Origin of the sequence: Pseudomonas sp. R11-23-07, assembly GCF_003852295.1 — a bacterium.
In the GTDB taxonomy this organism is placed as follows: domain Bacteria; phylum Pseudomonadota; class Gammaproteobacteria; order Pseudomonadales; family Pseudomonadaceae; genus Aquipseudomonas.
Window position 1 is genome coordinate 5,563,568 of the sequence record NZ_CP027761.1, and the last position, 18,259, is coordinate 5,581,826.

The 18,259-nt window shown below is 60.8% G+C and carries 16 protein-coding genes and 2 pseudogenes; 11 read left to right on the forward strand and 7 right to left on the reverse strand.

Features of this window, described 5'->3' with window-relative positions:
* Nucleotides 1–82: 82 nt before the first annotated feature.
* The 6 genes and pseudogenes from C4J84_RS25645 to C4J84_RS25665 all read left to right on the forward strand — a co-directional run bounded on the left by C4J84_RS25645 (nt 83) and on the right by C4J84_RS25665 (nt 7,462).
* Nucleotides 83–2,023: a type VI secretion system Vgr family protein gene (locus tag C4J84_RS25645; RefSeq protein WP_124436269.1), complete on the forward strand. Its 1,941-nt coding sequence runs from the start codon at nt 83–85 to the stop codon at nt 2,021–2,023.
* 14 nt (nt 2,024–2,037) lie between these two features.
* The gene (locus C4J84_RS25650) at nt 2,038–2,472 is read left to right on the forward strand and encodes a DcrB-related protein (RefSeq protein WP_124365007.1); all 435 of its coding nucleotides are present in this window, start codon (nt 2,038–2,040) and stop codon (nt 2,470–2,472) included.
* Nucleotides 2,473–2,484: 12 nt separating this feature from the next.
* Nucleotides 2,485–6,494: pseudogene (locus tag C4J84_RS25655) on the forward strand (RHS repeat-associated core domain-containing protein); the annotation flags it as partial.
* Nucleotides 6,495–6,605: 111 nt separating this feature from the next.
* Nucleotides 6,606–6,794: pseudogene (locus tag C4J84_RS26830) on the forward strand (hypothetical protein); the annotation flags it as partial.
* Between the two features lie 15 nt (nt 6,795–6,809).
* The gene (locus C4J84_RS25660; RefSeq protein ID WP_124372304.1) at nt 6,810–7,217 is read left to right on the forward strand and encodes a hypothetical protein; all 408 of its coding nucleotides are present in this window, start codon (nt 6,810–6,812) and stop codon (nt 7,215–7,217) included.
* 74 nt (nt 7,218–7,291) lie between these two features.
* Nucleotides 7,292–7,462: a hypothetical protein gene (locus C4J84_RS25665; RefSeq protein WP_164487757.1), complete on the forward strand. Its 171-nt coding sequence runs from the start codon at nt 7,292–7,294 to the stop codon at nt 7,460–7,462.
* 75 nt (nt 7,463–7,537) lie between these two features.
* Here C4J84_RS25665 and C4J84_RS25670 read toward each other — a convergent pair whose 3' ends face one another.
* The 3 genes from C4J84_RS25670 to C4J84_RS25680 form a co-directional block, all read right to left on the reverse strand.
* Nucleotides 7,538–7,813: an HU family DNA-binding protein gene (locus C4J84_RS25670; RefSeq protein ID WP_003195589.1), complete on the reverse strand. Its 276-nt coding sequence runs from the start codon at nt 7,811–7,813 to the stop codon at nt 7,538–7,540.
* 190 nt (nt 7,814–8,003) lie between these two features.
* Complete coding sequence (locus C4J84_RS25675; protein WP_124368849.1) at nt 8,004–9,152, reverse strand: NAD(P)/FAD-dependent oxidoreductase; 1,149 nt, start codon at nt 9,150–9,152, stop codon at nt 8,004–8,006.
* 36 nt (nt 9,153–9,188) lie between these two features.
* A complete protein-coding gene (locus C4J84_RS25680; protein WP_095093029.1) occupies nt 9,189–9,356 on the reverse strand; it encodes a rubredoxin in 168 nt (55 codons plus the stop codon).
* A 195-nt stretch (nt 9,357–9,551) separates the two neighbouring features.
* Here C4J84_RS25680 and C4J84_RS25685 point away from each other — a divergent pair, with 195 nt between their 5' ends.
* Nucleotides 9,552–10,115 (forward strand): chorismate lyase, encoded by a 564-nt coding sequence (locus C4J84_RS25685; RefSeq protein WP_124408523.1) that lies wholly within the window; start codon nt 9,552–9,554, stop codon nt 10,113–10,115.
* Entirely contained in the window at nt 10,115–11,005 is an 891-nt protein-coding gene (gene ubiA, locus C4J84_RS25690) for a 4-hydroxybenzoate octaprenyltransferase (RefSeq protein WP_124405691.1), read from the forward strand. Before C4J84_RS25685 ends, ubiA begins: the two co-directional genes overlap by 1 nt.
* A 119-nt stretch (nt 11,006–11,124) precedes the next feature.
* Here ubiA and C4J84_RS25695 read toward each other — a convergent pair whose 3' ends face one another.
* Nucleotides 11,125–11,502, reverse strand: coding sequence for a hypothetical protein (locus C4J84_RS25695; protein WP_124430785.1), 378 nt, complete (start codon nt 11,500–11,502; stop codon nt 11,125–11,127).
* A gap of 154 nt (nt 11,503–11,656) precedes the next feature.
* On the opposite strand from C4J84_RS25695, the gene phoB reads away from it, so the two are divergent.
* The 3 genes from phoB (at nt 11,657) to C4J84_RS25710 (ending at nt 15,324) form a co-directional block, all read left to right on the forward strand.
* Nucleotides 11,657–12,346, forward strand: coding sequence for a phosphate regulon transcriptional regulator PhoB (gene phoB / locus C4J84_RS25700; RefSeq protein ID WP_124436270.1), 690 nt, complete (start codon nt 11,657–11,659; stop codon nt 12,344–12,346).
* Between the two features lie 85 nt (nt 12,347–12,431).
* Nucleotides 12,432–13,718, forward strand: a complete 1,287-nt coding sequence (gene phoR / locus C4J84_RS25705) for a phosphate regulon sensor histidine kinase PhoR (protein ID WP_256657513.1) — start codon at nt 12,432–12,434, stop codon at nt 13,716–13,718.
* Nucleotides 13,719–13,983: 265 nt separating this feature from the next.
* Entirely contained in the window at nt 13,984–15,324 is a 1,341-nt protein-coding gene (locus tag C4J84_RS25710) for a hemolysin family protein (protein WP_124365015.1), read from the forward strand.
* A 121-nt stretch (nt 15,325–15,445) separates the two neighbouring features.
* On the opposite strand, the gene C4J84_RS25715 is transcribed toward C4J84_RS25710, so the two are convergent.
* The 3 genes from C4J84_RS25715 to pstB all read right to left on the reverse strand — a co-directional run bounded on the left by C4J84_RS25715 (nt 15,446) and on the right by pstB (nt 18,180).
* The gene (locus C4J84_RS25715) at nt 15,446–16,348 is read right to left on the reverse strand and encodes a response regulator (protein WP_124372310.1); all 903 of its coding nucleotides are present in this window, start codon (nt 16,346–16,348) and stop codon (nt 15,446–15,448) included.
* Nucleotides 16,349–16,514: 166 nt separating this feature from the next.
* Nucleotides 16,515–17,276 carry a phosphate signaling complex protein PhoU gene (gene phoU, locus C4J84_RS25720; RefSeq protein WP_124436271.1) on the reverse strand — a complete coding sequence of 254 codons (762 nt, stop codon included), beginning with the start codon at nt 17,274–17,276 and terminating at the stop codon, nt 16,515–16,517.
* Between the two features lie 70 nt (nt 17,277–17,346).
* Nucleotides 17,347–18,180: a phosphate ABC transporter ATP-binding protein PstB gene (gene pstB, locus C4J84_RS25725; protein ID WP_048723523.1), complete on the reverse strand. Its 834-nt coding sequence runs from the start codon at nt 18,178–18,180 to the stop codon at nt 17,347–17,349.
* Nucleotides 18,181–18,259 lie beyond the last annotated feature (79 nt).

Genomic DNA, 18,259 nt, shown 5'->3' on the forward strand with positions numbered 1-18,259 from the left:
ATTAAAACTGTGGGAGGGGGCAAGCCCCCTCCCACATTTCGAACCGGTTTCTTCAGTTATTAAGGCGTTTACGGGACTATCGATGCTATTCAACCAAGCCTCACGCCTGGCCAAAATCACCAGCCCTCTCGGGCCGGATGTGCTGCTGCTCAATGAAATGGGTGGCGGTGAAGAGTTAGGAAGGCTGTTCAACTATGAGCTGCAACTGACGTCCCTGGACGCCAACATCGACCTCAACCAGTTACTGGGCAAGCCGATGAGTGTCGGCCTGCAACTGGCCGACGGTGGCGAGCGGCACTTTCACGGTATCGTCGCGCGCTGCAGCCAGAACATCGACCAGGGCCAGTTCGCCAGTTACCAAGTGACGCTGCGCCCCTGGCTGTGGCTGCTCAGCCGCACCTCCGACTGCCGGATTTTCCAGAACCTGAGCATCCCGCAGATCATCAAGCAGGTGTTCCGCGACCTGGGTTTTTCCGACTTCGAAGATGCCCTGAGCAGGCCGTATCGCGAGTGGGAATACTGCGTGCAGTACCGCGAGACCAGCTTCGATTTTGTCAGCCGCCTGATGGAACAGGAAGGCATCTACTACTTCTTCCGCCACGAGCAGGACCGTCACGTGCTGGTGCTGGCCGACGCCTACGGCGCCCACACCTTGGTGCCCGGCTACGCGTCGATCCCGTATTACCCCAAGGACGAGCAGCAGCGCGAACGCGACCATATGCATAACTGGCACCTGGCGCAGGAGGTGCAGCCGGGGTCGCTGGAGCTCAACGACTACGACTTCCAGCGCCCCAGCGCCAGCATCGACGTGCGCTCGGCCATGCCGCGCCCGCACACCGCCGGCGACTATCCGCTGTACGACTATCCCGGCACCTACGTGCAGAGCGCCGACGGCGAACACTACGCGCGCACCCGCATCGAAGCCCTGCAAACCCTGCATGAACAGATCGAGTTCGCCGGTAATGCCCGTGGCCTGGGTTCGGGCCACTTGTTCAGCCTCACCGGCTTCAGCCGCCAGGACCAGAACCGCGAATACCTGATCGTCGGCTGTCGCTACTACATCGTTCAGGAAAGCCTGGAAAGCGGCGGCGGCGCAGGCGGCGCGCAGTTCGAAAGCAGCCTCACCTGCATCGACGCCCAGCAGAGCTTCCGCCCGCTGGCCAGCACCCACCGCCCCGTCGTCAAAGGCCCGCAGACCGCGCTGGTGGTGGGCCCCAAGGGCGAGGAAATCTGGACCGACCAATACGGCCGCGTGAAGGTGCACTTCTACTGGGACCGCCACGACCAGTCCAACGAGAACAGCTCGTGCTGGATCCGCGTGTCGCAATCCTGGGCCGGCAAGAACTGGGGCTCGATGCAGATCCCACGGATCGGCCAGGAAGTGATCGTCAGCTTCCTCGAAGGCGATCCGGACCGACCGATCATCACCGGGCGCGTGTACAACGCTGAGCAAACCGTACCTTACGACCTGCCGGAGAACGCGACCCAGAGCGGCATGAAAAGCCGCTCCAGCAAAGGCGGCACGCCGGCCAACTTCAATGAAATCCGCATGGAGGACAAGAAGGGGTTGGAGCAGTTGTACATCCATGCCGAGCGTAATCAGGACATCGTGGTGGAGGTGGATGAGAGCCATTCGGTGGGGCATGACCGGAATAAGAGTATTGGGCATGACGAGGTGGTGACCATCGGCAATAACCGTCTGCGCATCGTCAAGCAGGAGGACATCCTCTCGGTGGGCCAGCGCAAGACCGACAGCATCAGCCAGAGCTACGTGATCGAAGTGGGCGAAAACCTGCGCCTGGTCTGTGGCGAAAGCATCCTCGAGCTCAACGCCAGCGGGCAGATCAACCTGACCGGTGTGCAAATCAGCTTCTACGCCAGCGGCGATGCCGAGTTCAACACCGGCGGCGTCCTGCACCTGAACAACGGTGGCGGCGCGGGCGCCACGCCTGATGGCCAGGGCGTGAAAGCCAGCATCGACGCCAATATCAAAGCCGCGTTTCCCACGCCTAAAAGCTCCTGACGAGACCTGTTTTTATGACGTACCGAATCAATGAATTCCAGTTTCAGTTGCCTGCCGGCGAACTGCAGGACGCGACGATCAACATCCTCAAGTTTCCCGAGCTGGGCACGTCCCTGATCGTCAGCCGTAGCTTGCTCGCCGAAGGCGAAACCCTGCACAGCAACTTCAACGACCAGCTCCAGCGCCTGGAAAAACAGGTGCAGGAGTTGCGCTATCAACCCGGCGTCGATGTGCGTTTGGGGGCGAATCAAGAGGTGGAAGGCATCGAGCTGCGCAGCCAGTTCAACAAGGGTAATGACAAGGTCTTCCAGTTTCAGTTGGCGCTGGTGATTCCGGGCACGCGCAAGATGCTTGCCTTGAGTTATGTGAAGGCGGACGCGCTGGGTGATGCCGAAGCGGCGCATTGGGCACTGATAAAAAACTCGCTGTCGTTCGACGCTGTGTCCTGATGAGCAGCCTGCATGTCTGACGCGTTATGGGCAGCCCGAATGGGCGATGCGCTGGCCCACACTTCGATGATGGCCGACATCCTCGGCGGGGTGCTGGAGGTGGCGGCGAACATCGCGATCACCGCCGTGGCCACCTTTGCCGTGGTCGCAGCTACCGGCATTACCGTCGCTACCGGCGGGCTGGGATGCATCCTGCTGGGCGCGGTGGTGGGCACGATCGTCGGCCTTCTCATGAGCAAGAGCGGGGCGGATAAAGGGCTGACCAAATTATGCGATGCCTTCAGCAACGCCCTGTTCCCCCCACGGTGCAGGCAAACATTCTCACCGGCTCCACCGACACGCTCACCAATAACATTCCCGCCGCCCGCGCCGCCGGGGCGATCAGTTCCCATGTCGCGCCGGCCGGTACAGAGCTGGAGGAACCCGAGCCAGCACCCGAAGCCAGCTACCTGGACATGGCCGAGAGTTTCTTCTCGCAGATGTGGCGCCCGACCGTCGCCACCCCAGCGCCCGGCGCCGTGCCCAAGCCATTGGACCTGGTCGTGTGCATGAAGCACCCGCCGATGCCGCCGCAGTTTCTGGCCGAGGGCTCGGACAAAGTCACGATCAACGGCCAGCCGGCGGTGCGCAGCGGTGATCGCAGCACCTGCGATGCGACCGTGGTGTCATCCGGATTGATTTCCTCCAACGTGACCATCGGCGGCGGTTCAGTGGTGGTGCGCGAGATTCGCAGCGGCAAGACGCCAGGCGTGGGACTGGCGGTCACAGCGCTATTGATGCTCAAGGGCGGCAAGGGCAAGTTCTTCAGCAAGCTGCCGTGCATGCTGATCGGCGGTGCCACCTCGATGGCTGTCAGCAGTGCGATGGGCGCGATGGCCAATGCGGCGATGGGCTCGTCGAATCCGGTGCATGCGGCGACTGGCGCCAAAGTGCTGGGCGGCGATGACGAGCTGGACTTCGTGCTGCCCGGCATCTTGCCGATTGACTGGCAACGCATCTACAACAGCCGTGACGAGCGCACTGGCAGTCTGTTCGGTGCGGGCTGGAGCGTGCCGTATGAGGTGTGTGTCGAAGTCCGTGCTCATCCCGAAGGCGGCGAAACGCTGGTGTACACCGATGAGCAGGGGCGCCCTATCGACATGGGTTCCATTCCCCTGGGTGGCGCGGTGTTCAGCGCCGGTGAAGGGCTGGCGGTGCGACGACACCTCAACGGGCAATTGTTGATCGAAAGTGATGACGGCCTGTACCGCTTGTTTGAACCCACGCCGACCCATGCTGCGCGGTTGCGCCTGGTTCAGTTGGGTGATCGCAATGACAACCGCATTTATGTCGACTATGACGCAGCCGGGCGCCTGCTGCGCCTGCGCGATACGTTTGACCTGGTGCGGGTTGAGCTGGTCCGCGACCTCGACTGCGTGGTCCGGATCGAACGCCTGTACCCCGATCAACGTCGCGAAGTGCTGGTCAGCTATGCCTATGACGCGGCCGGTCAGTTGGCCGTGGTTCGCGATGCAACCGAGCAGGTACAACGGCGCTTCGCCTACGATGCCGGACGCCGGATGGTGGAGCACCAGTTGCCCACTGGGTTGCGCTGCTTCTATGAATGGGCCTTGGTTGAAGGCCTGGAATGGCGAGTCGTTCGACACTGGACCGATGAGGGCGACGCTTACCAGTTCGACTATGACTTGCAGGCCGGCCTCACCCGCATCACCGATGGCTTGCAGCGCGTCAGCACGCGCCTGTGGAACACTCAGCACCAGATCATTCGATACAGCGACAACCTCGACCAGACCTGGCTTTTCGACTGGAACGACGAACGCCAACTGCTAAGCGCCACTGACCCGTTGGGGGGCCGCTACGAATACAGCTACGACGACGCCGGCAACCTTATCGGTGAAACCGACCCGCTGGGCCGCAGCGACTCCACCTTGTGGCTGGAGCATTGGGCGCTGCCGCTGGTGGAAACCGACGCCGCCGATAACAGTTGGCAGTATCGCTACGACCCGCGCGGCAATTGCATCGCCGAAACCGATCCGCTGGGCCACGTCACCCGTTACCGCTATGACGCCCACGGGCAGGTCGTGGAAATCGTCGATGCCACCGGTAAAAGCAAAAAGCTGCGCTGGAACCCGTTCGGGCAATTGGTCGAGCATGTCGATTGCTCGGGTTACCCAACGCGGTTCAGCTACGACGAGCGCGGTTATCTGCAGGTCATCACCGATGCCCTCGGCGAGCGCACGCAGTTCAGCTATGACGCCCAGGGGCGACTGCTCAGCAGCCAACTGCCGGACGGACGCAGCGAACAGTTCCAGCGTGATGTCAGCGGGCAATTGGTGGGCTATACCGATCCCGCCGGGCACACCACGCTTTATCAACACAACCGGCGTGGCCAGGTACGCCAGCGCACCGATGCCCATGGCCGACAGGTGCAGTTCGGCTATGACAGCTACGGGCGGTTGCAAGCGCTGGTCAATGAAAACGGTGAAAGCTACCGGTTTGCGTGGGATGCCGGCGATCGGCTGACTGAACAGCAAGACCTCGATGGCAGCGCCAAACGCTATGCCTACGACCCGCTCGACAATGTCATTACGGTGACGGCCATGCCTGCGCCGTTTGGCAATGGACTGGCGATTGTTCCTGAAACGCCACCCGCCCCCATCGTTCATCGGCTGGAGCGCGATGCGGTCGGCCGACTGATTGCTAAAACCACCGACGATGGTCGTACCGACTACAGCTACGATGAAGTGGATCAACTGACGGCCGTCACTTTCACCGACCTGCAAGGCAACGCCCAGGCCTTGGGGTTCAGTTACGATCCGCTCGGCCAGCTGCTTGCCGAACAGAGCTCGGCAGGCACCCTGCAACACCACTACGACGAACTCGGCAACCTGATCCAGACCCAACTGCCGGACGGCCGTTGGCTCAATCGCCTGTACTACGGCAGCGGCCACCTGCACCAGATCAACCTCGACGGCCAGGTCATCAGCGACTTCGAACGCGACCGCCTGCACCGCGAAGTGCTGCGCACCCAGGGCCAGCTCAGCACCCGCAGCGAATACGACCGCAGCGGCCGACTGCGCGCACGCCAACGCCGCCTGGCGAGTCAGCCCTCATTGATGCCGGCAGCGGCGCAAAAGCACTTCGAATACGACCCCGCCGACAACCTGATTGGCAAACTCGACCAGCAACCCGCCGCACAACACCGCCAGCTACTGCACTACGACGCCACCGGCCGCATCATCGCCAGTCAGGACAACCTGCATGGCCAGCGCGAAACCTTCGCCTACGACGCCGCCGCCAACCTGCTCGACGGCCCGCAGGCAGGCGCCGGGTTGGTGGTGCATAACAAGCTGCTGACCTATCAGGACAAGCGTTACCGCTATGACGCGTTTGGGCGGATGATCGAGAAACGCAGTGCCAAGCGCGGCGTGCAGCGCTTTGCGTATGACGCTGAAAGCCGATTGATTGAAGTGCGTAATGACGATGGCAGCGTCGTCAGGATGACGTATGACCCGCTGGGCCGACGCATCGAGAAAACCGAGCATGGCAGCGATGGGTATCCGCTGGGAGAAACGCGATTTACCTGGGATGGTTTGCGGTTGCTGCAGGAGCATAAGCACAGTCAGACGAGTCTTTATGTTTATCAGGACGAAGGCTACGAGCCTCTGGCCCGCGTCGACGGAAGCGGGCCGCTGCAGAAAATTCGCTATTACCACAACGACCTGAACGGCCTGCCGGAGCAGCTCACCGAGGCCGACGGACACAACGTCTGGCAGGCGACGTATCGGGTGTGGGGCAATACGCTGGAAGAGGTGCGCGAGCCTTATTACATTGAAGAGCAGAATCTGCGGTTTCAGGGACAGTACCTGGATCGGGAGACAGGGCTGCATTTCAATACGTTCAGGTTTTATGATCCGGATGTGGGGCGGTTTACGACGCCGGATCCGATCGAATTGGATGGCGGACTCAATTTTTACCAGTACGCCCCCAATCCAATATCCTGGATTGATCCATGGGGATTGGCCCCCGAGCTTTACTATCTGATTGCGAAGAAGGATGGCTTTTATGATGAGATGCAATGGGGTCATAAAAAGCCAATTGGTCAGGTCTATTTGAAAAAGGGTGAGGTATGGAAAGTCGGTGAAACCGTAAATCCGAACCGGCGGTATACCCAAAAGTGGCTTAAAGCCAAAAATCTTGCTTATAAACGCGTCATGGCGGCACCGACGAAGGGCAATATGCAGGTATGGGAAAGGTTAAAAATAGGGAAATATTTCAAACGCCGAGGAAAACTACCTCCGGGTAACAAATGTAGGCACTGATATAAGGATTACTTTATGCGAGTCGATACGACATCGGACTCACCGAGTTGGACCAAAGTCTTTGAAATCACCGACGAGTTAAATGGCTTGAGCGAGACGCTTGAAAAAAAGTATCCCACGCTGGACTGGGAACTGGCGGTCTGTATGCGATGCCTGCCGAAGGCCCTAGAACGTAAGACATTTTGCCGTTACTACGCCAAGGACAAGATGTTCGGTCTCGATATCGCCATGAATGAGGAAGATTTCATTCCGCATAAAAAAGATGTGGACGCTCAGCGCAAAATAATCGGTGCGGCGTTTATTACTTTTTTTATTGAGAGCATAAAAAAATACGAAAAAAAGCTGCCCAATCTACAGCCGGTTTCAGCGGCGTTGATCGCGGACGTACAGAAATGGTGTGCCGAAAAAGGGTGGACTGCCTGAATCGAACGATTTGCCAAGACTGCCTCAATATTGACTGCACAAATGGGCAGATTTATTTAAGGACCGCCTGGCGTATGGATCACCTCATCTTCAGGGTGATTGCCCATCTTCGCGGCGCGCTGGCAGAGAATGAGCCGATGGATTATGAGCGCTTGTCCCCCGACTTGCGGGTAGACAGCACCGCTGCATCGGAACGAGTAAACAAAGCTGTCATCAGCGCGCAGGCCTTATTCAAGGCCCACTAAAAATGGGCACCCAACCCAGTTGGCGTGCCCATTCTTCTTACCCTCCCCGCCTCCCTTCGAGAACGGTGCCGCTTTTTACGGGTTGACGCTGTCTTTGAGCGACTTGCCCGGCTTGAACGCTACGGTGTTGCTGGCCTTGATCTTCACAGGCTCACCGGTTTGCGGGTTTTTGCCGGTGCGGGCACCGCGATGGCGTTGCAGGAAAGTGCCGAAGCCGACCAGGGTGACGCTGTCCTTGCGGTGCAGGGCGCCGGTGATTTCTTCGAGAACGGCGTTGAGTACGCGGTTGGCCTGTTCTTTGGTGAGATCGGCTTTTTCAGCGATGGCGGCTGCGAGATCTGGTTTACGCATATATGAAGCCTCTTTGACGGTTTTTTGTTGTTATGTCCGTGCTGCTCTCTGGTGGAGCAGCGCCAAGGCGCCGCAGGCTCTACTCTGCGGCAGACGGGAGTGAGGATGGCATGCCCTCGCACGCTCCGCCAGTCTCGCCGCGACCTTTCTATGGGTAAGAAGGGGCTGATTCCGACAGAACGACCAGCATTTACGCCAGCAGCGGCGGAAGTTCCTTGTTCAATGCCAGTTTTTCCATGACGGCGGTACCGGTCAGCGCGTAGCCCAGCAGGCGACCGCTGGCGTCGCGGCACAGGGCCTTGATGTCGGCACCCTCGCCTTCGACACTCCACACGCCTTCGCTGCCGCGTGGAGGCGGTGAGACCACCAGCGGGCAGACGGGGGTTTTCACGGTGATCGGCATCGGCCCGTAGCTGACGGCCGTGGCGTTGCCGGCCAGGGTCTGGGCCAAGGCGCGGGCGCAACTCATCAAGGGCATGACGTACAGCAGGTTCAAGCCATCGACTTCGGCGCAGTCGCCCAAGGCGTAGATATTGGCGTGGGAGGTCTTGAGGTGACGGTCCACCATGATGCCGCGGTTGACTTGCAGGCCGGCCGCCGCCGCCAGGTCTATGCGCGGGCGCAGGCCGATGGCGGACACCACCAGGTCGCACTGGATCACTTCACCGTCGGACAAATGGGCTTCGAGACCGTCAGCGCTGCGCAGCAGGCGGTTGAGCACCGGCCCCAGGTGGAAACGCGCGCCAAGCCCTTCCAGCCCGGCTTGCACCGCAGCCGCCGCTGCCGGATGCAGCAGGGTCGGCATAACCTGTTCGCACGGCGCGACCAGATCGACTTCATAGCCGCCAAGGATCAGGTCGTTGGCAAATTCACAGCCGATCAGGCCGGCGCCGAGCAGCAGCACGCGGCGTTTGCCGGCAGCTGCGGCGCGAAAGCGCGCGTAGTCTTCGAGATCATTGATCGGGAAAACCAGCTCGGCGCCGTCACCCTCCACGGGTACGCGGACAGTCTCTGCGCCCCACGCCAGGATCAGGTCACGATAGGCCACCGATTCCTCGCCGATCCACAGACGCTTGTGGCCTGGGTCAATGCCGCTGATACGCGTGTGGGTGCGCACTTGCGCCTTGAGCTGCTCGGCCATGGCACCAGGTTCAGCCATGCTCAGGCCATCGGCTTCCTTGTTCTTGCCAAACCCGGTGGAGAGCATGGGCTTGGAGTAGGAGCGCCCGTCATCTGCGGTGATCAGCAGCAATGGGGTGTCGCCGTCGAGCTTGCGAAACTCCCGAGCTACGTTGTAACCGGCCAATCCTGTGCCAATGATCACGACAGGTGCGTTCATTCCTTTCTCCTTGTAGTAGGTTTCGTAAACTTCGAATTAGCCGATTTCGATCATTTCGAAATCCATCTTGCCCACACCGCAGTCCGGGCACAGCCAATCTTCCGGGACGTCCTGCCACGGGGTGCCAGGCGCGATTCCGTCATCCGGCCAGCCATCCGCTTCGTTGTAAATCAGGCCACAGACGATACATTGCCACTTCTTCATTACTTGCTTCCTCAGGGTCCAGGCATCTTGGCCGACGGTCGATAAACCTGCGCTGCCGCTCGGCTCAGGGCGTTTTGTACTGATCGCGGCCGGCAGATGCAAGCACGATCGGCGCAAACGGCCGGTTCAGCGCGGCAAAAGTTCAGGTCGCCATGGTAAGCTCGCCGCCTCTTTTGCTGCCAATATTGACTCGCCGTGCCGCACTCAATTGCCCCTTCCGATGCTCGCCAATGGCTGCCCCAGAGCCTGCTGAGCCCAATGCCTGCGCCCCTGACCCTCGATTGGCTGTTCGATGAAGGCTCGCTGACGCGGCGGCTGACGGGGCTGTCCGAGAACGGCTTCAGCGTGACGCCGCTGCTAGAGGGCTGGCAAGCGTTGCGCGACGATGAATGCGCGGCGCTGGACCTGCCCCCGGCGACTATCGGCTGGGTACGCGAGGTGTATTTGCGCGGGCATGGCCAACCCTGGGTATTTGCCCGCAGTGTCGCGTCGCGCGACGCGTTGCAGGGCGACGGCTTGCATATGGATGAGTTGGGCAGCCGGTCGCTGGGCGAGTTGTTGTTCTGCGACCGCGCCTTTACCCGCCAGCCGATCGAGGTGTGCCATTACCCAGGGCCATGGCTACCCACGGCGGATCAGGCCGACGGGCTGTGGGCACGTCGCTCGCGCTTTGATCGCGGCTCGCTGAGCGTGCTGGTGGCGGAAGTCTTTCTGCCGAGCTTCTGGCAGGTGCTGCATGACCATCCGGAGAACCGCTGATGTATCAACGTGCACTCAAATCCTTGAATCGCCTGAATCCCAGGGCCTGGGATTTCATTCAGCTGACGCGCATGGACAAGCCTATCGGCATCTACCTGCTGCTGTGGCCGACGCTATGGGCGCTGTGGATCGCCGGCAAGGGCTCGCCGTCGCTGCTCAATATCCTGATTTTCGTGCTGGGCGTGGTGCTGACCCGTGCCGGTGGCTGTGTGATCAATGACTGGGCCGACCGCAAGGTCGACGGCCATGTGAAACGCACCGAGCAACGTCCGCTGGTCAGCGGCAGGATCAGTTCGAAAGAGGCGTTGGTGTTTTTTGCGCTGTTGATGGGCGTCAGCTTCCTGCTGGTGCTGCTGACCAACGCCAGCACCATCCTGCTGTCCCTCGGCGGGCTGGCGCTGGCGGCGAGCTATCCGTTCATGAAGCGCTACACCTATTACCCGCAGGTGGTATTGGGCGCGGCGTTTTCATGGGGTATGCCGATGGCGTTCACGGCCGAGACCGGCCACCTGCCGGCCGAGGCGTGGCTGCTGTACATCGCCAACCTGTTGTGGACGGTGGGTTACGACACCTATTACGCGATGACCGACCGCGACGACGACGTGAAGATCGGGGTGAAATCCACCGCGATTCTGTTTGGTGATGCTGACCGTGTGATCATTCTCACCCTGCAGGGCCTGGCGCTGGTGTGCCTGTTGCTCGCGGGGGCTCGGTTCGAACTGGGCGGCTGGTTCCACCTCGGGCTGCTGGCGGCGGCGGGCTGTTTTGCCTGGGAATTCTGGTACACCCGGGACAGGGATCGCATGAAGTGCTTCAAGGCCTTCTTGCACAACCATTGGGCGGGGTTGGCGATTTTCGTGGGGATTGTGGCTGACTACGGGTTGCGATGAGAGGATTGCGGTGACGGTTCTGACGCTATCGGGGGCAAGCTCCCTCCCACATTTGAAAGCGTTCACAAATCAATTGTGGGAGGGGGCTTGCCCCCGATGGTCTTAGAGGCGCAACAGCCTCAAGGCTTGATGATGTGCCAAACCCCACCCTTGCCATCACCGGTCTTGTCCCCGGCCTTCTTGTCATCCTTGTAGGTGTAGACCGGCTTGCCTTTGTAGGCCCATTGGCTGGTCTGGTCGTCGCGGGTGATGACTGTCCAGTCGCCAGCCGTGGTATCGGTAGACTCCGCCTTCAGTGGCGGCCAGTTGGTCGCGCACTGGTCCTTGCACACTGATTTGCCATCGGCATCCTTGTCGAAGGTGTAGAGGGTCAAGCCCTTGTGATCGACCAACATCCCATCTTTCGTCATCGCAGGTTCTGCGGCGAAGGCCAGGCCCGGCAGTGTCAATGCGGCCGCTACCAGCAGGGCTTTCCAGGAAATCGTGCTGTAAGTCATCGGAACCTTCCTTTTGTGGTTGTCAGGATTCGGACCCAAAGGGTAGTCCAGAGTGCCATGAATTGCCCAAGCGACTAAATTACTGTCACACGACTGCAATAATTCCGTTATCTAATGCGGCGCAAGACAGTTAAATGACAAGAGGATTTTGAGCATGGTTGGCAGGAGCATTCTGATTGTTGACGACGAAGCGCCCATTCGCGAGATGATCGCCGTTGCGTTGGAAATGGCCGGCTACGACTGCATGGAGGCGGAGAACTCCCAGCAGGCCCATGCCATTATCGTCGACCGCAAGCCGGACCTGATCCTGCTCGACTGGATGCTCCCCGGCACCTCCGGCATCGAACTGGCCCGGCGCCTCAAGCGTGACGAGCTGACCGGGGATATCCCGATCATCATGCTCACCGCCAAGGGCGAAGAGGACAACAAGATCCAGGGCCTGGAAGTCGGCGCCGATGACTACATCACCAAGCCGTTTTCCCCTCGAGAGCTGGTCGCGCGCCTCAAAGCCGTACTGCGCCGGGCCGGCCCGACCGATGGCGAAGCGCCTATCGAAGTCGACGGCCTGATCCTGGACCCGATCAGCCACCGGGTGACCATCGACGGCAAGCCGGCCGAAATGGGCCCGACCGAATACCGCCTGCTGCAGTTTTTCATGACTCACCAGGAACGTGCCTACACCCGCGGCCAACTGCTGGACCAGGTGTGGGGCGGCAATGTGTACGTGGAGGAGCGCACGGTCGACGTGCATATCCGCCGCCTGCGCAAAGCCTTGGGCGATGCCTATGAGAATCTGGTACAAACCGTGCGCGGCACGGGTTACCGGTTTTCCACCAAGGGCTGAGCCGGCCCGCCGTCTCCTGACTTAACAGCTGACAAGGACGCATGTTCAAGTGAACCAAAACTGGCATGGCACCCTGATTCGCCACATGCTCCTGCTGATCACCGGTTGCCTGCTGGTCGGGCTGATCAGTGGTTATTACGGCTGGAGCCTGGCCATCGGCATCGCGCTGTACCTGGGCTGGACCCTCAAACAATTGCTGCGCCTGCATGAATGGCTGCGCCAGCACAAACCCGACGAAGCACCGCCCGATGGCTATGGCCTGTGGGGCGAGGTGTTCGACAGCATCTACCACCTGCAACGCCGCGACCAACGGGTGCGCGGGCGCCTGCAAGCGGTGATCGACCGGGTACAGGAGTCCACTGCCGCGCTCAAGGACGCGGTGATCATGCTCGACAGCGACGGCAACCTGGAATGGTGGAACCGCGCCGCCGAGACCCTGCTGGGCCTCAAGACGCCCCAGGACAGCGGCCAGCCGGTGACCAACCTGGTGCGCCATCCGCGCTTCAAGGAATACTTCGAGCAGGACAACTACGAAGAAGCCCTGGAAATCCCCTCGCCCACCAACGACCGCGTGCGTATCCAGCTGTACCTGACGCGCTACGGCAACAACGAACACTTGATGCTGGTGCGCGACGTGACCCGCATCCATCAGTTGGAACAGATGCGCAAAGACTTCGTCGCCAACGTTTCCCACGAGTTGCGCACACCGTTGACGGTGATCTGCGGCTATCTGGAGACGCTGCTCGACAATGTCGAGGCGATCAACCCGCGCTGGAGCCGTGCCCTGCAGCAAATGCAGCAGCAAGGCTCACGCATGCAAACCCTGCTCAACGACCTGTTGCTGCTGGCCAAGCTTGAAGCCACTGATTATCCGTCGGACAACCACCCCGTGGCCGTGCAGAGCCTGCTGTACACCATCAAGAATGACGCCAAGGCCCTGTCCGGCGAGCGCGGCCAGCACATTACCCTGGAAGCCGACCCGCTGGTGTTGCTCAAGGGCAGCGAGGGCGAGCTGCGCAGTGCGTTCTCCAACCTGGTGTTCAACGCGGTGAAATACACCCAGGACAACGGCAATATCCGCATCCGCTGGTGGGCTGACGCACACGGCGCGCACCTGAGCGTGCAGGATTCCGGTATCGGCATCGACGCCAAGCACCTGCCGCGCTTGACCGAACGCTTCTACCGCGTCGATTCCAGCCGCAACTCCAACACCGGCGGCACCGGGCTGGGCCTGGCGATCGTCAAGCATGTGCTGCTGCGCCATCGCGCCCGCCTGGAAATCAGCAGCGTGCTGGGGCACGGCAGCACGTTTACCTGCCACTTCCCCCCCGCGCAGGTGACCCGCTCGCAGGTGATCGGCACCGACGAATAACCCGCAGACGCCACAAGATAAAGGTGGGAGGGGGCTTGCTCCCGATAGCGGTGCAACAGTATGAGAAGTGCCGACTGACCCACCGCTATCGGGAGCAAGCCCCCTCCCACAGTGGATTTGCTTGGTTTTGGAGGGTGTATTCCAGGCCCCGCCCGGCAGTGAGTACTAGGCAAGCGCCCCGTCAGCCGCTACATTGGCCGACTTGGGCCTGCTTTTCAGGCCTGCTCCCCCCTTATTGAACATACGGAACCTGCAAAACCCCATCATGGACCCTTCCCCTGGTATCACCCTCGCTACACTTTTCGCCGATTTCGGCATGATTCTATTTGCACTGGTCCTGGTACTGCTCAACGGTTTCTTCGTTGCGGCGGAATTTGCCATGGTCAAACTGCGCTCGACGCGAGTCGAGGCCATCGCCCACACCAACGGCTGGCGCGGGCAGATCCTGCGCACCGTGCACAGCCAGCTCGACGCTTACCTGTCGGCCTGCCAGCTGGGCATCACCCTCGCCTCCCTGGGCCTGGGCTGGGTCGGTGAGCCGGCCTTCGCCCATATCCTCGAGCCGTTGCTGGGCGCCGCAGGCGTTGAGTCGCCGGAAGTGATCAAGGGCGTGTCGTTCTTTGCCGCCTTCTTCGTGATTTCCTACCTGCACATCGTGGTCGGTGAGCTGGCCCCCAAATCCTGGGCCATCCGCAAGCCCGAATTGCTGTCGCTGTGGACCGCCGTGCCGCTCTACCTGTTCTACTGGGCGATGTACCCGGCGATCTACCTGCTCAACGCCAGCGCCAATGCTATCTTGCGCATCGCAGGTCAAGGCGAGCCCGGCCCGCATCACGAACACCATTACAGCCGCGAAGAACTCAAGCTGATCCTGCACTCCAGCCGTGGCCAGGACCCCAGCGACCAAGGCATGCGTGTACTCGCCTCCGCCGTGGAAATGGGCGAACTGGAAGTGGTGGACTGGGCCAACTCCCGGGAAGACCTGGTCACCCTGGACTTCAACGCGCCCCTCAAGGAAATCCTCGCGCTGTTCCGCCGCCATAAATTCAGCCGTTACCCGGTGTATGACGCGGTGCGCAATGAGTTTGTGGGCCTGTTGCACATCAAGGACCTGCTACTTGAACTGGCGGCCCTGGACCATATCCCCGAGTCGTTCAACCTGGCCGAACTGACCCGCCCGCTGGAGCGCGTATCGCGCCACATGCCGTTGTCGCAGTTGCTGGAGCAGTTCCGCAAAGGCGGCGCGCACTTCGCCCTGGTGGAAGAAGCCGATGGCAAGATCATTGGCTACCTGACCATGGAAGACGTGCTGGAAGTGCTGGTGGGCGATATTCAGGACGAACACCGCAAGGCCGAGCGCGGCATCCTCGCCTACCAGCCGGGCAAGCTGCTGGTGCGTGGCGACACCCCACTGTTCAAGGTAGAGCGCCTGCTCGGCGTCGACCTGGACCACATCGAAGCCGAAACCCTGGCCGGCCTGATCTACGACACCCTGAAACGGGTGCCGGAAGAGGAAGAAGTGCTGGAGGTTGAAGGCTTGCGGATCATCATCAAGAAGATGAAAGGGCCGAAGATCGTGCTGGCCAAGGTGTTGATGCTGGATTGACTACCCATTGTGGGAGGGGGCTTGCTCCCGATAGCGGTGTGTCAGCCACCCGATACAGTGACTGATACTCCGCAATCGGGGGCAAGCCCCCTCCCACATTGGTTACTGGCCATCCTTCGGATCACGCACCCGGCACGAAATGCTTCTGCGCCGTGCCCCGCGCGATCAGGCGGGAGATGTAGTCCAGCTTCTGCGCATCCTGGTCGATAAACCGGAAGGTCAGCTGCAGCCAGTCGCTGTCGGGCTTGGGCTCGTAGGCAACGATTGCGTGCAGGTAGCCATTGAGGCGCGCCACTTCAGCGTTTTCGCCTTGCTCCAGGTCGAGCACGGCGCTTTCCAGCACCTGGGGCAGGACCTCACCGCGACGCACCACCAACAACGCCTCCTTGATGCTCAGCGCCTTGATCACGCATTGCTGGGTGCCGCTGGACAGGCGCAACTGGCCTTGACCACGTCCGCCGGCAGGCGAAGGGGCCGGGGCGGCGGTGACAGGCGCGCTGTTGAGCAGGCCCCTGCTCGGGGCTGCGGCCGCTGGTGCCGGCTTGACGGCGTCAGGCTTGCCACCGGTCAGCGCGCTCAGGGAGTCGTTGCCGAAGGCCGAGTTCATCTTGGTTGGCGCGCTGGCGATCAACGCGTCGAGGCGGCCGATCTTGTGCAGCGCCTGCTTGACCTTGTTCAGCAATTGTTCGTTGGTGAACGGCTTGCTGACGTAACCGGAAACCCCGGCCTGGATCGCCTGCACCACGTTTTCCTTGTCGCCGCGGCTGGTCACCATCACGAACGGCATGGCCTTCAGATGGGCTTGCTCGCGGCACCAGGTCAACAGCTCAAGCCCGGACATCTCCGGCATTTCCCAGTCGCACAGCACCAGGTCGAAAGACTCGCGCATCAGAATGGATTGCGCCTTCTTGCCGTTCACCGCATCTTCGATCTGGATCCCGGGGAAGTAATTGCGCAGGCACTTCTTCACCAGGTCGCGAATAAACGAGGCGTCATCCACCACCAACACACTGACTTTGCTCATCGACCCTTCATCCTATAAAACCTTGCTGGCAGTACGCCTGACTGATGGCAGTTTGCCAAAACTCTGCAGTCACGTTAGGACTTATTTGGCCCTATCCGCAATAAATTCCGCTCGCCGCAAACGAAAACGCCCGGCCAATGGCCGGGCGTTAATTTCTCGGGCAACCTTACTTATCGTCAGATTCGCTCGGAACATTAGGGATAAGATCAGCATTGCCTTCAACTTCGGCTTTCATGCGCTTGAGGCCCATGTGCCGAACGTCGGTGCCGCGCACCAGGTAAATCACCAATTCCGAGATATTGCGCGCATGGTCGCCGATGCGCTCCAGGGAGCGCAGCACCCAGATGATGCTCAAGACACGCGAGATAGAGCGCGGGTCTTCCATCATGTAGGTGGCCAGTTCACGCAGGGCGGTCTTGTATTCGCGATCGATGACCTTGTCGTACTGAGCCACCGACAGCGCCAGGTCCGCATCGAAGCGCGCAAACGCGTCGAGGGCATCGCGCACCATGTTGCGCACCTGGTCGCCGATATGGCGCACTTCCACGTAACCACGCGGCGCTTCGCCTTCTTCGCACAGCTGGATGGCGCGGCGGGCGATCTTGGTGGCTTCGTCGCCGACACGCTCGAGGTCGATCACCGACTTGGAGATGCTGATGATCAAGCGCAGGTCGGACGCCGCCGGTTGGCGCCGCGCCAGGATGCGCAGGCACTCCTCGTCGATGTTGCGTTCCATCTGGTTGATCTGGTCATCGATTTCACGCACTTGCTGGGCCAGGCCCGAGTCGGCCTCGATCAGCGCGGTGACCGCATCGTTGACTTGCTTCTCCACCAGGCCGCCCATCGCCAGGAGGTGGCTGCGCACTTCCTCAAGCTCGGCGTTGAACTGCGCGGAGATGTGGTGGGTAAGGCCTTCTTTGCTAATCATGTTGGCGTCCTTGGAGCGTCCGGTAAGGTGCGGAGAACCGCAGCGTCAGTGCAATCAGAACCACAGCTTCCTAGCCATAGCGACCGGTGATGTAGTCTTCGGTCTGCTTCTTCGCCGGATTGGTGAACAGGGTATCGGTATCGCCAAACTCCACCAGCTTGCCCATGTACATGAACGCGGTGTAGTCGGAAACCCGCGCCGCCTGCTGCATGTTGTGGGTCACGATGACGATGGTGAACTTGGACTTGAGCTCGTAGATCAGTTCTTCGACTTTGAGCGTCGAGATCGGGTCGAGCGCTGAGCACGGTTCGTCGAGCAACAGCACTTCAGGCTCCACGGCGATGGTGCGCGCGATCACCAGGCGCTGCTGCTGGCCGCCGGACAGGCCCAGGGCCGACTCGTGCAGACGGTCCTTGACCTCATCCCACAGCGCGGCTCCCTTGAGCGCCCATTCCACGGCTTCATCGAGGATGCGCTTCTTGTTGATGCCCTGGATGCGCAGGCCATAGACCACGTTTTCATAGATGGTCTTGGGAAACGGGTTGGGCTTCTGGAACACCATGCCCACCCGGCGGCGCAACTCGGCCACATCTTCGCCCTTGCGGTAGATGTTGGTGCCGTAGAGGTTGATCGCGCCTTCCACACGGCAACCGTCCACCAGGTCGTTCATGCGGTTGAAGGTGCGCAGCAATGTGGACTTGCCGCAGCCCGACGGGCCGATGAAGGCGGTCACGCGCTGCTTGGGGATGTTCATGCTGACGTCGAACAGCGCCTGCTTTTCACCGTAGTAGAGGCTCAGGCCGGGCACTTCGATGGCCACGGTTTCCTGGGCCAGACTCAGGCTCTGCTTGTCGCGACCCAGGGCAGACATGTTGATGCCGTGGGAATGGGTTTCATGTTGCATGGGATGCTCCCTGTGCTACCAATTCATTTCATTGAACCGCCGGGGGCGGCTTACTCAAATTCTGTGTATGGCGCGGTCC

Excerpts from the sequence above, each read along its gene's own strand:
- C4J84_RS25645 (WP_124436269.1), top strand. The coding sequence starts at position 83 with ATGCTATTCAACCAAGCCTCACGCCTGGCCAAAATCACCAGCCCTCTC.
- C4J84_RS25650 (WP_124365007.1), top strand. The coding sequence starts at position 2,038 with ATGACGTACCGAATCAATGAATTCCAGTTTCAGTTGCCTGCCGGCGAA.
- C4J84_RS25660 (WP_124372304.1), top strand. The coding sequence starts at position 6,810 with ATGCGAGTCGATACGACATCGGACTCACCGAGTTGGACCAAAGTCTTT.
- C4J84_RS25665 (WP_164487757.1), top strand. The coding sequence starts at position 7,292 with ATGGATCACCTCATCTTCAGGGTGATTGCCCATCTTCGCGGCGCGCTG.
- C4J84_RS25670 (WP_003195589.1), bottom strand. The coding sequence starts at position 7,813 with ATGCGTAAACCAGATCTCGCAGCCGCCATCGCTGAAAAAGCCGATCTC.
- C4J84_RS25675 (WP_124368849.1), bottom strand. The coding sequence starts at position 9,152 with ATGAACGCACCTGTCGTGATCATTGGCACAGGATTGGCCGGTTACAAC.
- C4J84_RS25680 (WP_095093029.1), bottom strand. The coding sequence starts at position 9,356 with ATGAAGAAGTGGCAATGTATCGTCTGTGGCCTGATTTACAACGAAGCG.
- ubiA (WP_124405691.1), top strand. The coding sequence starts at position 10,115 with ATGTATCAACGTGCACTCAAATCCTTGAATCGCCTGAATCCCAGGGCC.
- C4J84_RS25695 (WP_124430785.1), bottom strand. The coding sequence starts at position 11,502 with ATGACTTACAGCACGATTTCCTGGAAAGCCCTGCTGGTAGCGGCCGCA.
- phoB (WP_124436270.1), top strand. The coding sequence starts at position 11,657 with ATGGTTGGCAGGAGCATTCTGATTGTTGACGACGAAGCGCCCATTCGC.
- phoR (WP_256657513.1), top strand. The coding sequence starts at position 12,432 with ATGCTCCTGCTGATCACCGGTTGCCTGCTGGTCGGGCTGATCAGTGGT.
- C4J84_RS25710 (WP_124365015.1), top strand. The coding sequence starts at position 13,984 with ATGGACCCTTCCCCTGGTATCACCCTCGCTACACTTTTCGCCGATTTC.
- C4J84_RS25715 (WP_124372310.1), bottom strand. The coding sequence starts at position 16,348 with ATGAGCAAAGTCAGTGTGTTGGTGGTGGATGACGCCTCGTTTATTCGC.
- phoU (WP_124436271.1), bottom strand. The coding sequence starts at position 17,276 with ATGATTAGCAAAGAAGGCCTTACCCACCACATCTCCGCGCAGTTCAAC.
- pstB (WP_048723523.1), bottom strand. The coding sequence starts at position 18,180 with ATGCAACATGAAACCCATTCCCACGGCATCAACATGTCTGCCCTGGGT.